We start from the raw sequence: 13132 nt of genomic DNA, 5'->3' as shown, positions 1-13132 counted from the left end.
CCAGTGTGGACGGAGGGTGTTCGTCAGATCGCAGGCCTCGTTATAAATTGCTGTCGACGCGTTCTCGACAGAGAAAGAAGCCGGCTCACAGGCCGGCGCGATTGATTCAGAAAAAGATGCAGTCATATATTCTGATTACCCGGCTCAAAACTAAATCCTAGTATACTTCCTGCGAAGGTCCAAAGTATGTGGATATTCGTCACCAGGTTCCTCTGCAGGCGGAGCCATCGGGCGTGGTACCTGCTCATGCTCATAGAAGGTCCTTAGCGCGCTGAATGCCGGTGGGGGGATCAATGCGCCCTGGGTAAAACCATGATCCCAGAAGCGATTGACACGCCTGGCTTCTGCTTCATTGCTGTTAACCGGTCGCGTCTCATAGTTACGTCCGCCAGGATGGCTGACGCGATAAGTGCAGCCACCGATGGAAAGACCATTCCAGGTATCAATCAAATCAAACACTAACGGGGTATTTACCCCAATCGTCGGATGCAGCGCTGACGGTGGCGCCCAGGCCCGGTAACGTACCGCCCCCACCATCTCACCTTTTCTTCCGGTCGCCCGTAGCGGCACACGGCGGCCGTTACACGCAAGCACGTAACGTCCTTCTGTCAAACCAGACAGGCGCACCTGGATGCGTTCGACGGAGGAATCAACATAGCGCGAAGTCCCGGACAGCGTCACTTCCTCACCCAGAACATGCCACGGTTCGATGGCCCAGCGAAGCTCCAGCTCAATATCATCAATTTGCTGGCGGCCATAGTGCGGGAAACGGAACTCTTCAAACGGCAACAGCCACGCCAGCTTGAAGGGGTAGCCATGACGCTGCAGGTCATCCACTACCTCTTTCACATCCTGCCAGACAAAATGCGGCAACATAAATTTATCGTGCAACTGTGTGCCCCAGCGGACCAGCGGCTGGTGATACGGTTCTTTCCAGAAACGCGCCACCAGGCACCGGAGCAGCAGCAATTGAACCAGCGACATGCGTGCGTGGGGGGGCATTTCGAAACCACGGAATTCCAGCAGTCCCAGACGACCGCTACTGCTGCCTGCCGCATACAGTTTGTCGATGCAAAATTCTGAACGGTGGGTATTACCGGTGACATCCACCAGCAGGTTGCGCATCAGCCTGTCCACCAGCCATGGCGTATCAACCAACCCTTCCGGCATATTCTGGAAGGCGATCTCCATTTCATAGAGCGCTTCGTCTCGCCCTTCATCCGGACGCGGAGCCTGACTGGTTGGGCCAATAAACATGCCGGAAAATAAATAGGAAAGACCCGGATGATGTTGCCAGTAGGTCACCAGACTACGCAGGAGATCGGGACGCCGAAGAATGGGACTGTCGGCTGGCGTGCTCCCGCCCAGGGTCACATGGTTCCCCCCTCCGGTGCCGGTATGCCGACCATCAAGCATAAACTTCTCGGCCGCCAGCCTTGCCTGGTGCGCCTGTTCGTAGAGTGTTTCAATATTATGCACCAGCTCATCCCAGTGACTGGCCGGATGAATATTGACCTCGATAACCCCGGGATCGGGCGTTAACAGCAGCTTCTGTAAGCGCGGATCTTTTGGCGGTTCATAACCTTCAATCACCACCGGCATCTGTAGTTCACTGGCAGCCACCTCGATGGCATGAACCAAAGCCACATAATTCTCGAGATGGGTTACCGGCGGCAGGAACAGATGCAGCTTGCCTTCGCGCGGTTCGAGACATAGTGCGGTGCGGACCACGCTTTTAGTACCATTAGCGACCGTTTTTTGTTGCTGCAAGGTCTGCCGGGCAATCGTCGTTGCCGTCTCTTTTTCCATAGCAAACACGGGCAGAGGTTCACGAGGTTCAAAAGGATCCCGTTCGATGACGATCTCATCGTCGGCTAATGGCGGCAGTGAATTGAGCGGCAGACGGTAACCCATAGCGCTATCACCAGGGATCAGCGTAATCAGCCCGGCACGCATTGGCCAGGGGCTACTTTGCCAGCATGTACCGTCGAATTCGACAGGCAAGATGTAGCCCGTGGCGTTTTCCATACCGCGGCTGAGTAAACTCGCCAGTCTCCGCCGTTCAAGGTCATGATTCAGATTCGCGGCCCTCGGATCGGTCCCCTCCGGCAGAGAACGTTCCAGCCACAGATAGTAGAGTGCATCTTCATAAGCGGGTTGCAAATAACGTGTGGCAATGCCCAGCTGCTGACACAGCGTCAGACCAAACCGTTCAGCGTCGCTAAGAGTATGACCGTAATCCCGATCGACGCGGGCTAAGAGCGCCTGATCGTGCCACAGCGCCTCGCCATCGGTGCGCCAGAAGCACCCTAGCGCCCAACGCGGGACCTCCTCGCCCGGATACCACTTGCCCTGGCCATAATGCAGCAACCCGCCGCGACTGAACTGCGTTTTTAACCGCAGTAACAAATCTTTAGCGAGGCGTAATTTATCTTTACCCAGCGCTTCGGTATTCCACTGCGGGGAATCCATATCGTCGATGGAGATAAACGTCGGTTCGCCGCCCATGGTCAGACGGACATCGTTAGATGCCAGTTCGGCGTCAACGGCACGTCCCAGCGCGTTGATGTTCAGCCACTCGTCTTCGCTGTAGGGCCGTGTGACCCGCGGATCTTCATGAATACGGGTGACGATATTGGAATAGCTGAACTCGCATTCGCACGGGTCGGTTGCGCCGGTAATCGGTGCCGCAGACTGCGGGTCGGCGGTGCAGGCTAAAGGAATATGCCCTTCGCCGGCGAACAGGCCGCTGGTCGGGTCGAGCCCTACCCACCCGGCGCCGGGCAAATAAACCTCACACCAGGCGTGCAGATCGGTGAAATCCTGTTCCGGCCCAGACGGACCGTCCAGCGCTTTCACATCGGCGGTCAATTGCACCAGATAACCAGAAGCAAAGCGAGCGGCCAGCCCCAGATTACGTAATATCTGTACCAGCAACCACGAGGTATCCCGGCAGGAACCTTTTTTCAATGTCAGCGTTTCCTGACAACTCTGTACGCCGGGTTCAAGGCGAATACCATAGTCAATTTCACTGGCCAACCGGCTATTGAGCTGCACCAGGAAGGTGACGATAGGCACCATTTCCTCGCAATCAACGCTTGCCAGCCACGCTTCCAGTTCAGGACTCTGCTCGGTGACCTTCAGATAAGGAGCAAGTTCTTCTTGCATTAAGGCATCATAGGCAAAGGGGAAGTTCTCGGCATACTCTTCAATGAAGAAGTCAAACGGGTTGATCACGGTCATATCCGCGATCACCTCCACCGCAAACTCCAGGCGCTTCACTTTTTCAGGAAACACCAGACGCGCCTGATAGTTACCGAACGGATCCTGCTGCCAGTTAATAAAATGATCCTCTGGCGTCACTTTCAGGGAGTAGCCATGGATATGGGTACGTGAATGAGGCGCAGGCCGCAGACGCAAAATATGTGGCGCCACGTTGATCAAACGGTCGAAGTCATAGGTCGTTTTATGTTGAATCGCTACCCGGATGGTCATACGGCATCTCCTTGCAGGAAATGAAACCAGTTATCGGTAATCAGGTGATGAAGCGCAATCAGGCTGAGCTGGATTTCATTAAGATAGAGGCTGAACTCACGGTTCAGATCGTGGGAATTATCAACGCCCCGGGTCGCAAGCAGCAGACCATCGATGTGCTCCGAAACGGCTGACGCTCGCGGCAACTCCGCGGCTGCCAGTTTAATCTGTTCAAGGCAATAACGCTGCGAACGGGGGAAATGCCTGTCTGTCAGGAGCAGGGTTACCACCAGCGAGCCTTTAATAGAGCAGCGCATCACCCGGCGAAAGCTGAGATAGGCACTTTGTGATTTCAGTACTTTAGACCACACGACCTGGCCTAACTTAATACTCTCTTCCTCACGCGCCTGCATCATCAGGGAGTTCGCGGCGTCAAGAATACGCGTATTCATATCGGCGCGCTCAAGATAGCGCCCCATGTTCAGAAAATACCAGCCGGCATCACGACTCATCGAACCGGTCAGCAAACCAATAATTTTCTGGCATCCTTCTATGATGGTATTAAGGTAGGTATGCCGTTCAGAGCGGTTGATACCGAGGCGGATGTTCTGTCTGGCGTAGAGATCCAGTTCATTTATCAGTTCCCACATCTCTCCCGGCACAACATCACGGCTGGTACGAATATTTTCGCGGACCATTTTTAAAGAAGACAGCAGAGAATCGGGATTGCTCTCGTCGGCCAGCAGAAACTTCAACACATTGCGTTCATCTTTAATTTTGTAGCGCTGGCCAAACAATGCGACGCCACTGTTAATTTCAATCAGGTTATACCAGGAAACGGCGATGTCTCGCGGCAGATCGTAAAGCAGATCGTCGTACACGCTGACTAACCGTGCAATATTTTCCACTCGCTCCAGATAACGCGCGCTCCAGTACAGGCGCGCGGCAACTCTTGATAGCATGTTCATTATCTTTTGCTCTCCACGATCCAGGTATCCTTACTTCCACCGCCCTGCGATGAGTTAACAACTAACGAGCCTTTTTTCATCGCTACCCGCGTGAGTCCACCCGTCGTCACGTAAGTCTCTTTGCTTTGCAAAATAAACGGGCGCAAATCAAGATGGCGCGGCTCCAGATAATCTTTGGCGATCAGCGCCGGTGCGGTGGAAAGCTTTAGCGTCGGCTGAGCGATATAGTTACGTGGATTAGCCTGAATCAGTTCGGCAAACAACTGCTGATCTTTTTTGGTCGAGTGCGGCCCTACCAGCATGCCGTAACCGCCTGACTCGTTGGCCGGTTTGACCACCAGTTTATCCAGATTCTGCAGCACGTATTCGCGGTCGTCGTCATTCTGACAAAGGTAGGTTTTGACGTTAGGGAGAATGGGCTCTTCGTCCAGATAGTAGCGAATCAACGCCGGGACGTAAGCATAGACGACTTTATCATCCGCAACCCCTGCGCCAGGCGCATTGGCCAGCGCGACGTTTCCGGCTTTCCATGCCCGCATCAGGCCAGGAACCCCGAGAACGGAATCAGGCTGAAAGACTTCCGGGTCAAGGAACAAATCGTCAATACGTCGGTAAATGACATCCACCCGTTCCGGACCGTAGATTGTTTTGGTGTACACACAGTCGTCGTCGCCGACAAACAGATCGGCACCTTCTACCAGTTCTACCCCCATTTGCTGGGCCAGGAAGGCATGTTCGAAGTAGGCCGAATTATAAATACCGGGGGTCAGCACCACAATTTCCGGGCGTTCCACCTGCCGGGGCGACAGGGCGGTCAGGGTTTCCAGCAGTTGCGCAGGATAGGCATCAACCGGCTTAATATCGTCACTTTCAAACAGTTCAGGCAGAACGCGCTTGGTAATGGCGCGGTTTTCCAGCATATACGAGACGCCGGATGGTACCCGCAGGTTATCTTCCAGTACGTAAAACTGCCCTGTTTCATCACGCACCAAATCGGTACCGCAAATATGCGCCCATACGCCATAAGGCGGTGTCATGCCAACGCACTCAGGACGGAAATTTTTAGATTCCTTAATAATATATTCAGGAATAATTCCATCTTTTATGCAATTTTGTTCATTATACAGGTCATCGATAAAGCGGTTAAGGGCGGTAAGACGTTGCTTAAGACCTGTTTCCGCTATCGCCCAGTCTTTAGCATCAATGATGCGGGGAATAATATCGAATGGCCAGATCCTGTCGATATTTCCTTTATCGGTATAGACCGTAAAACTAATGCCCATTTCCTGAATTGTCGCCTCCGCCGTCAAACGACGTTTCTCCAGTTCATCCGGTGGAAGAGAATCAAGGCATTGAATCAGACGTTGCGCGGAAAGGCGTGGATTGCCCTCATGGTCGATCAGCTCATCGAAAAAGATGTCGGCTTCGTAATTTTTTATGAGTTTATGCATCAGCATTGTATCCTTGTGAAATCGCCGATCGTGGCAGTATATGCTGCACCTACACAGAACTAAGTCCCGGGTCCCTTGCTTGCAGTACGCCAAAAAGGGTCGTGACATTGTTACCAACGGCAATACAAAATAATTACTCGCATATCAATGCGGTTAATATGGCTATGTGTGAGTCAGGTTTCCCCTTTGAAAATAGCGGTGAATGTGAATACTGAGATCCGTTTCGAACCCAATAATGACAAAGTTGATTATCCACCCCTCGCCGACAATAACATCTGTACTGCTTATGATGGCCGCAAAGAAAGATTGAAATTCCCCCACTTTTTTATCCTCTGCCACAAAGATAAGCACAAAACATGCCATTAATTAATTTCTTTTGTATCAGCAAGATATAGGATAAGTGACGGTGTAATGTGAATCTACAATGCATCACTATGATGCATGAAAAATTTCGTGGGGCACCAAATTGAAGCATTGCTTTTGCTTCTGCCAGATTATCTGAACGACAGCATTTTCACCACGGCAGGATGATGTAAAGTGTTATTGAATATATTGCCAATGCCTGCCTCAGATAATGCGGCAAGTCGGCAAACAGACTGTTTATCAGATATAACCCTGCTCGCGCATTTTCGCTACACCTTCCTCTCTCAGGCAGACCATACCCGTCGTCAGTAATTCAAATCCGTGACGCTGATAAAATCCGGTTTTATCCGGCACCGAATAAATAAAAATCTTACCGTAGGGTAACAGCACATCACATATTGTCTGCATCAACTGGCGTTAGCGAAAAAGTGACCTTTCTCCCGGCATGCGATCAGCGCCCGGCCGCTGTCGGCGGCGCAGACGTAAGATCAGGAATGACCCCGGCGGCGGGCTGTCGCCGGGGTGAACGCCGGGAGAACTAACGAATTACGGCGGCATAGCTGTGCTTACGGATAAAGCGCGAGCGCCAGGGTTTCAGCAGCGCAATCGCCAGCCCGGCGGTAACAAAATCAAGCCCTATCGCGCAGCTGAAGACCACTCCCCACCCTTGAGTATGCTGGTACAGCAGCGCCGCCAGCGGGCCGCCGAAGATCGATCCGATCCCTTGTGAGATATACAACCAACCGTAGTTAGAACTCGCGTACTCGCTGCCGAAGGTGTCGGTCAACGTGGAGGGAAACAGCGAAAAAATCTCTCCCCAGCCGAAAAACACCACGCCGGACAACAGGACAAACAGCATCGGATCGTCCCGGCAGGCCAGCCACAGGATCATCGCCACCCCTTCCAGCGCAAAGGCGATAAACATGGTGTTTTCACGGCCATAGCGATCGGAAATATAACCAACAGCGGGCGCGTCAGGCCATTGGTAGGGGTCAGTTTGGATATCGAAAATTATTGTACGTTAAGGCTATTTTTTGACCTTTCGACTTTAGCTGGTCTCAGTCGGCGAAACTTACCGGAAGCCGGTATCCGGTTGCTTTTCCAGATATAATCGCCTGTCAGATTGATATGCTCCCAGCCTAGCGGGGACAAATGCGACAGCAATTGATCGTTGATCTTCACCCCTTTACGCTTCAGGGCATCGACTGCTCTTTCCATATAGACGGTAAGTGCCAGATCATGTTCACTAAAATACGCCATCCGGGTCAGCGTTAACTCATCGTCCGGTAATGCCAGTAATGATTCTCTTTCCGACAGAGAAAGAATCTGCCTCCTTGCCATATAGTTTCCCTCATAAATTATCCGATGCGGTATTTTTAACAAAAATGGTTATCGCATAAGGGCACACCCTGACGCCATAACCAAAATGTGACGGTGCACGTTAAATGACATAACCTATATGCGATAGAATAAATGCAATAACCTATATGCGATAATGTGGTGAAAAAATGTTCATCAGAGCTTATTTAAGGGCATCGACGGAAGATCAGTTCGCCGATCGGGCAAAAGAGATGCTGGAACAGTTCGTTCAGGAGCGTGGACATAAAATAGCCAGTTACTACCGGGAGAACATAAGCGGTACAAAACTTGACCGTCCGGAGCTGGGACGCTTACTGATGGACAGTCACCGCAATGATATTTTGCTGGTCGAGCAGATAGACCGCCTGACTCGCCTCAGCAACAGCGACTGGATGACGCTGAAAAAGCAGATAGAACAACACGAGCTACGAATTGTCAGCCTGGATGTCCCCACCTCATGGCAGGCGCTGTCAGATAAAGACCCTTCGCAGGCTGATCCGATCACCCGTGCCGTGATAACCGCCATCAACAATATGCTTATCGACCTGATGGCCGCAATGTCGCATAAGGACTGGCTGAGCCGCCGCCAGCGGCAAAAACAAGGAATTGAACGTGCGCATACACTGGGAAAATACCGAGGAAAACAGGCCGATCAGGAACGGCATCAGCAAGTCCTGTACTACCGACAGGTCAAGAAACTGAGCATCCGTGAAACGGCAGACGCGACAGGGTACAGCCCCTCCCAGATATGCCGCATTCAGGCACTATACCGGCAATCAGAAACGGGTGATTTGGGTTAAGTTGTGATTGTTGTATGATGCCGGTGAGTATAACCGCTTATATATTGAGGGATTAATGATGGCAAGAGCACTGGCCTGTTTGGGTGATAAAACGAGTTACGGAGAAATTATTTCAGCGACAGCGTCCTGGTTTGAAGGAAGTAAAGCAATAGCCCGGACCGGCGACAAGGCATCATGCCGTAAATGCAACGGGTATTTTGAAATCCTTGCCTCCGCACAGGACTGGGTAGAAGAAGGCAAAGCATATGCGGCCACAGGTGACAGAGTGCTGTGCCGTTGCCCCGATCACTATGTTTACGGTTCAGCCACGCAGTCTACCAGCACAGGTACTGGATCTCTGACCTCCCACAATACCAGTCAGTCGTCTGTACCGGCGCAGCAGGCACAGGACTCCAGCGCCCGGAACTGCATCCGTTTCCAGTGCGCCGGTGACGATGGCCAGCTAATGGCAGGCTGCCGCTACACCCTTATGTTCCCGGACGGACGTTCTGAAGCTGGCGTTACTGATGAACACGGGGTTACCGGATGGCATTATGCTGAATCGGCAAACGATATCAGCCTGCATATTCTTACGGACTGAGGAAAACATATATGTATGACAACAGATGGAGCGGTGTACACGGTAAAAACTCCGGGCTTGATGGCGATAAAACGTCAACAGGAGCAGTCTGCTATGCCGGAAGTCAGGGCTGGTCAGTAAACGGAAGGCGAAAGCTTTACGTGGGTGATAAAACGTCACCCTGTCCGAAATGCGGACAGACAGGCGTGATTGCCTCAGGCGATCTCCGGCAGACAAATCCACAGGGACGGGCGGTCGCCGTCAATGGTTCACCAGTACGCTGTGGGTGTGCGACCGGAACGAACTTCGTTATTGCGGCGGGAAATCCGTCAACGGCAAAAATTATCGGTGCACAGAGCCAGTCCGGGCAACAACCTTCTTCACGTAACACCCTTCGTTTTCAGTGTGCCGATGATGACGGCAGACTAATGGTGGATTGCCGGTATGTTCTGGTGTTCCCTGGGGGCCATACAGAAACGGGGAATACAGATAGCCAGGGGATGACAGCGTGGCATTATGCTGAATCCGCTGAAAATATTAACCTGCATATATTAATGGATTAATTATGGCTGTTTACCACCTCAGTACCCGTATTAACTCTAATGTCCCGGCTGATTCTTTGTTGTATGACCTGTGTATTTATCGCATGGATTCCGAAAGGAATAAATACGCCCTGGTGGATGTGAAGCAACAACCGTTTCTTGGCAATTATGAAACACAGAGTCACATGACCGGAAATATAAATGAGTCTCTCTCAACAATTTATATTATGGAAATGACCCTTTATCGAAAAACCATGTTGCATACGCACTGTGTAACGCCTGTTCCGTTCACTAAGATGTATACGCTGGAAGAGTTTGCATCAGGCAAAGCCTGGTCTCCGGTGAAGCGGGAGAATCCCTGTTATTTTGAGTCAAAAGGGACAATGAAACCTGAGAGTCAGGGGGGCGAAACAAAGCAGATCAAAATCACCATCCCTGAACGTCCATTTATTGCAAAAGAATACCCCATCGGCAATCCCAAAGACCCTTTTGATAAAAATTTAATAGAACGTCAAATAGATGAAAGATTTAACGGATTTGATTTTCCTAATCAAATAGCAGCAAGTGTATGTGGACCTGCTGCATTTTTTTACTGTCTGCAAAAGGATCGCCCTGATGTGTATACGCAAGCTGCCCATGAACTTTGGCGGTACGGGAAAACTAAAATAGGTGACTTAATCATCTCGCCTGGTGAAGGTTGCCGACACCCAACAGGTACATTTTACTTTGATGACGGCAGGCCGAAGATAGCTGGTACTGACTGGATGACACTAGCTGGACTCAGGGATTCAGAGAATACCGTACTGAACTTTGATGCTCTTGATTCTCCAGTTGCAGGCATCACAATGTGGCAAACACTGACTGAATGGTTTGAAAAGGCCGGTTATGAAAAGGTGTTCAGTAATGTAGGGATCACTCAGGCAGGTGTCCAGGGAATCAGAGATTTAAATAAATTTATAGAGCAAGGTTATAAAGTCGTAACATTAATAAACGATGGGCTTCTTGAATATAGTACAAACAAAACAACGTTACCTACGCACTGGATTGTATGGGATGGTCAGGTCACACAAGAAACTAATGGAGAGATATCATTAAAGTTATTCTCTTGGGGAAAGGTAACTAACTGGGTAAAACCAAAAAAAGATTTGCAGTTTTTCATTAACAGATTTTTTGGAGGGGTGGTTTTCAAACCATTAAAGTAAATGAGAAAGGTACTTTTTGCTATTTCTTTACTTCTGTTATCTGCATGTACAATTAAGGCAGATTTTAAGCCGGAAGGGGATGCCCTTAATGAAGCAACGGTAGGGGCTCCTTATTATAGCCAAATAAATATATTTGGCGGAAGAGTTCTATCTTATAATATTGATGGCAAACAGGTAATTGCAGGAGATATTCATCCTGATAATCTAGGCCTCCATTTACAGTATTGTGATGATAAAGAACTCAATAATTGTATTCAGATTAGAGGGATACCAACAAAAGCAGGTATAGTTAAAGTACGAGTTCATGGCGGCTTAGGTGGCGGAATGCTTTCAAAATCAGGCGATTTTGACAAAACCTACACTATCACGATCAAAGATTCAGGAGGCTCTTCTTAAGATCGTTTGAGAGGTAGTCTTGGCATTGCTAGCCAGGATACGAGAACCCGCTCAGAGAGCGGTTTCTTCTCGTGTAATTGGTCAAAAAACAACCTTAACGTACAATAATTTCCGATCTCCAAACTGACCCCTGGTAAAACGATCGATAGTCAGCGCCAGCGGCAGCGCGGCCATACCGAAGACCACCGCCTTGCTGATGCCGAAATCTTCAGCGAAGACCGCCATCTGCGACGTCACCATCAGTCCGGATGGTCGACATCATCGCCATCATGGCGAACATCAGCCAGAAAAGAGGTTCACGCAGCATTTCACGCGAAGTGAATTGCCGGGTACTTTTTGCGCGACGGTCTGACTGGCGGGCAACGCACCGCTATCAGGCGGCAGCTTCAGCACCTGGCTGGCGAGAAATCCCACGGCGGCAAACAGGGGTTAAAAGCGGGAAGCCGCCAAAATTTTGCGGGCTTGCCATACCATACGGATTATGACAACGGCAATCCCTCAATCATGGCGTCAAGATGCAGTAAATCTGCGCCAGTGCTCCGGGGCGGCTGGTTGCCAGCGTCAGCTCCTCTGCCGTGAGCGACAAATACTCCAGCTGCTGGCCTTCATCAAAATCAGGCAGACCGTACAGTGCGAATTTTTCTGCATCCGTTAAAACGGAGAGTCTTTTGCCTTTATCTTTACGACGGGATGTCATCCTGACCTCGCACTGAATTGTCCGTAAGAGGCTCGTTCTGCGGACAGTAAAAATTTACGCTTCAGAGAAAATCACTGCTGACGTTGTCTCATATCACCGGTACGATATCAATCTCTTTCACGGCCCCTTATACGTACATATTTATGACAGAAATACGCATTGGCTATGCCCGATGTTCAACTGACCGTCAGGATCTGGCTGCACAGCAAGAAGCCCTCGTCGGTCTCGGCGTTTCCCCGGACCGGATTTATACCGATAAGGGGCTGACCGGTTCAGATCGCCAGCGCCCCGGTCTGGATCACGCTCTGGCCGCTGTACGCAGCGGTGACACGCTGGTTGTTCCCAGGCTTGACCGCCTGGCGCGTTCGGTGCCTGATGCGCGTGAGATAGCAGATGCATTACAGGCAAGAGGCGTGAAGCTGGCACTGGGAACCAGCATTTACGATCCGGCAGACCCTATGGGGAAAATGTTCTTCAATGTGTTGGCGACATTTGCCGAGTTTGAAGGTGACCTGATACGGCTGCGTACCCGCGAAGGGATGGCCATCGCCAGGGCAAAGGGGAAACTGCGGGGAAAACAACCTTATTAAAAGGTTTTTCAGACGGATATTCAGGTCATTGATATCGATGTACGGCCCTGCCTTATTGACACTTTTATTTGCAGTTGTCCTTTTTCAAATTTTCCCTGACGGGCCAATATGGCCTGTCCCCATATTTTGCATTTTCGTGATCGTTATTTTTTATCGGTATGTGAAATGGTAATCGTCAAAATTTAGCATTATTTTAAATTTATTTATAAGGAAATACTATGTCTACACCCGCACATTTATGGCTTGAAGATGAAAATGGTTCGCCGATTGTTAGCAGTTGCCTAATGCCACTTCGCCTGGGCTCTATCGAGTTAAAATCATTCTCTCACGGTGTCACTATTCCGGTTGACCCGAGCTGGGGAAAACTTACAGGTACGCGCGTTCACCGCCCTATAACGATAGTGAAAGAATTTGATCAGACAACACCACTTCTGTATCGCGCTGTCTGCGAAGGCCGGACCATGAAGAAAGCGACAATCAAGATGTACCGTATTCTGAAATCGGGCATCGAGGCCGAGTATTTCAATATCATTCTGGAAAACGTCAAGTTCACAACGGTTGCACCATTCCTGTCTCCTAACGGTATGATAAGCAGCCGAGGGCCAAAGCGCTCAACCAGCCGTCCCTGAAACGGCGAGAAAAAGGTCTGCAGCGAAAAGGTCACCTGTAATTCCGCCAACCCGACGCCCAGCTTCTCGGTCAACGGTCTGGTCAGCAACGTCCAGACATAT

Annotated in this window: 9 protein-coding genes and 8 pseudogenes; 8 read left to right on the top strand and 9 right to left on the bottom strand. The window is 50.5% G+C overall.

What is annotated here, in order from left to right; all coding sequences use genetic code 11:
• Positions 1–150: 150 nt before the first annotated feature.
• The 6 genes and pseudogenes from ACZAHD_RS08650 to ACZAHD_RS08625 form a co-directional block, all read right to left on the bottom strand.
• Entirely contained in the window at positions 151–3495 is a 3345-nt protein-coding gene (locus ACZAHD_RS08650; RefSeq protein ID WP_462456390.1) for a transglutaminase family protein, read from the bottom strand.
• Positions 3492–4436: an alpha-E domain-containing protein gene (locus ACZAHD_RS08645; protein WP_462456389.1), complete on the bottom strand. Its 945-nt coding sequence runs from the start codon at positions 4434–4436 to the stop codon at positions 3492–3494. Before ACZAHD_RS08645 ends, ACZAHD_RS08650 begins: the two co-directional genes overlap by 4 nt.
• 5 nt (positions 4437–4441) lie before the next feature.
• The gene (locus ACZAHD_RS08640) at positions 4442–5893 is read right to left on the bottom strand and encodes a circularly permuted type 2 ATP-grasp protein (protein ID WP_462456388.1); all 1452 of its coding nucleotides are present in this window, start codon (positions 5891–5893) and stop codon (positions 4442–4444) included.
• 603 nt (positions 5894–6496) lie between these two features.
• Positions 6497–6673 (bottom strand): annotated as a pseudogene (locus ACZAHD_RS08635) (GNAT family N-acetyltransferase); the annotation flags it as partial.
• A 121-nt stretch (positions 6674–6794) separates the two neighbouring features.
• Positions 6795–7243, bottom strand: a pseudogene (locus tag ACZAHD_RS08630) (MFS transporter); the annotation flags it as partial.
• A 24-nt stretch (positions 7244–7267) separates the two neighbouring features.
• A pseudogene (locus tag ACZAHD_RS08625) lies at positions 7268–7483 on the bottom strand (Tn3 family transposase); the annotation flags it as partial.
• Positions 7484–7764: 281 nt separating this feature from the next.
• Here ACZAHD_RS08625 and ACZAHD_RS08620 point away from each other — a divergent pair.
• The 5 genes from ACZAHD_RS08620 to ACZAHD_RS08600 are packed head-to-tail and all read left to right on the top strand — an operon-like array spanning position 7765 to position 11114.
• Entirely contained in the window at positions 7765–8415 is a 651-nt protein-coding gene (locus ACZAHD_RS08620) for a recombinase family protein (RefSeq protein WP_462456387.1), read from the top strand.
• Positions 8416–8470: 55 nt separating this feature from the next.
• Complete coding sequence (locus ACZAHD_RS08615; RefSeq protein ID WP_462456386.1) at positions 8471–8995, top strand: PAAR domain-containing protein; 525 nt, start codon at positions 8471–8473, stop codon at positions 8993–8995.
• An 11-nt stretch (positions 8996–9006) separates the two neighbouring features.
• Positions 9007–9537 carry a PAAR domain-containing protein gene (locus ACZAHD_RS08610; RefSeq protein WP_462456385.1) on the top strand — a complete coding sequence of 177 codons (531 nt, stop codon included), beginning with the start codon at positions 9007–9009 and terminating at the stop codon, positions 9535–9537.
• Between the two features lie 2 nt (positions 9538–9539).
• On the top strand, positions 9540–10718 hold the full coding sequence (locus tag ACZAHD_RS08605; RefSeq protein WP_462456384.1) for a hypothetical protein: 1179 nt from the start codon (positions 9540–9542) through the stop codon (positions 10716–10718).
• Positions 10719–11114, top strand: a complete 396-nt coding sequence (locus ACZAHD_RS08600) for a hypothetical protein (RefSeq protein WP_462456383.1) — start codon at positions 10719–10721, stop codon at positions 11112–11114.
• A 126-nt stretch (positions 11115–11240) separates the two neighbouring features.
• Here the strand turns inward: ACZAHD_RS08600 and ACZAHD_RS08595 are convergent.
• Both ACZAHD_RS08595 and ACZAHD_RS08590 read right to left on the bottom strand, forming a co-directional pair.
• Positions 11241–11540: pseudogene (locus ACZAHD_RS08595) on the bottom strand (oxalate/formate MFS antiporter); the annotation flags it as partial.
• Between the two features lie 85 nt (positions 11541–11625).
• Positions 11626–11811 (bottom strand): annotated as a pseudogene (locus ACZAHD_RS08590) (hypothetical protein); the annotation flags it as partial.
• Between the two features lie 143 nt (positions 11812–11954).
• Between ACZAHD_RS08590 and ACZAHD_RS08585 the strand changes: the two are divergent.
• From ACZAHD_RS08585 to ACZAHD_RS08575, 3 genes and pseudogenes are all read left to right on the top strand, one after another.
• Positions 11955–12395, top strand: a pseudogene (locus ACZAHD_RS08585) (recombinase family protein); the annotation flags it as partial.
• Position 12396: 1 nt separating this feature from the next.
• Positions 12397–12573, top strand: coding sequence for a hypothetical protein (locus ACZAHD_RS08580; RefSeq protein ID WP_462456406.1), 177 nt, complete (start codon positions 12397–12399; stop codon positions 12571–12573).
• Positions 12574–12619: 46 nt separating this feature from the next.
• Positions 12620–12997 (top strand): annotated as a pseudogene (locus tag ACZAHD_RS08575) (Hcp family type VI secretion system effector); the annotation flags it as partial.
• Here the strand turns inward: ACZAHD_RS08575 and ACZAHD_RS08570 are convergent.
• A pseudogene (locus ACZAHD_RS08570) lies at positions 12988–13132 on the bottom strand (oxalate/formate MFS antiporter); the annotation flags it as partial. The pseudogenes ACZAHD_RS08575 and ACZAHD_RS08570 overlap by 10 nt on opposite strands.

The organism is Raoultella sp. (assembly GCF_039594335.1).
GTDB lineage: Bacteria > Pseudomonadota > Gammaproteobacteria > Enterobacterales > Enterobacteriaceae > Klebsiella.
Note: the sequence above shows the minus strand (reverse complement) of the source record. Positions and strands in the feature narration are given on the sequence as shown.

Excerpts from the sequence above, each read along its gene's own strand:
- ACZAHD_RS08650 (WP_462456390.1), bottom strand. The coding sequence starts at position 3,495 with ATGACCATCCGGGTAGCGATTCAACATAAAACGACCTATGACTTCGAC.
- ACZAHD_RS08645 (WP_462456389.1), bottom strand. The coding sequence starts at position 4,436 with ATGCTATCAAGAGTTGCCGCGCGCCTGTACTGGAGCGCGCGTTATCTG.
- ACZAHD_RS08640 (WP_462456388.1), bottom strand. The coding sequence starts at position 5,893 with ATGCATAAACTCATAAAAAATTACGAAGCCGACATCTTTTTCGATGAG.
- ACZAHD_RS08620 (WP_462456387.1), top strand. The coding sequence starts at position 7,765 with ATGTTCATCAGAGCTTATTTAAGGGCATCGACGGAAGATCAGTTCGCC.
- ACZAHD_RS08615 (WP_462456386.1), top strand. The coding sequence starts at position 8,471 with ATGATGGCAAGAGCACTGGCCTGTTTGGGTGATAAAACGAGTTACGGA.
- ACZAHD_RS08610 (WP_462456385.1), top strand. The coding sequence starts at position 9,007 with ATGTATGACAACAGATGGAGCGGTGTACACGGTAAAAACTCCGGGCTT.
- ACZAHD_RS08605 (WP_462456384.1), top strand. The coding sequence starts at position 9,540 with ATGGCTGTTTACCACCTCAGTACCCGTATTAACTCTAATGTCCCGGCT.
- ACZAHD_RS08600 (WP_462456383.1), top strand. The coding sequence starts at position 10,719 with ATGAGAAAGGTACTTTTTGCTATTTCTTTACTTCTGTTATCTGCATGT.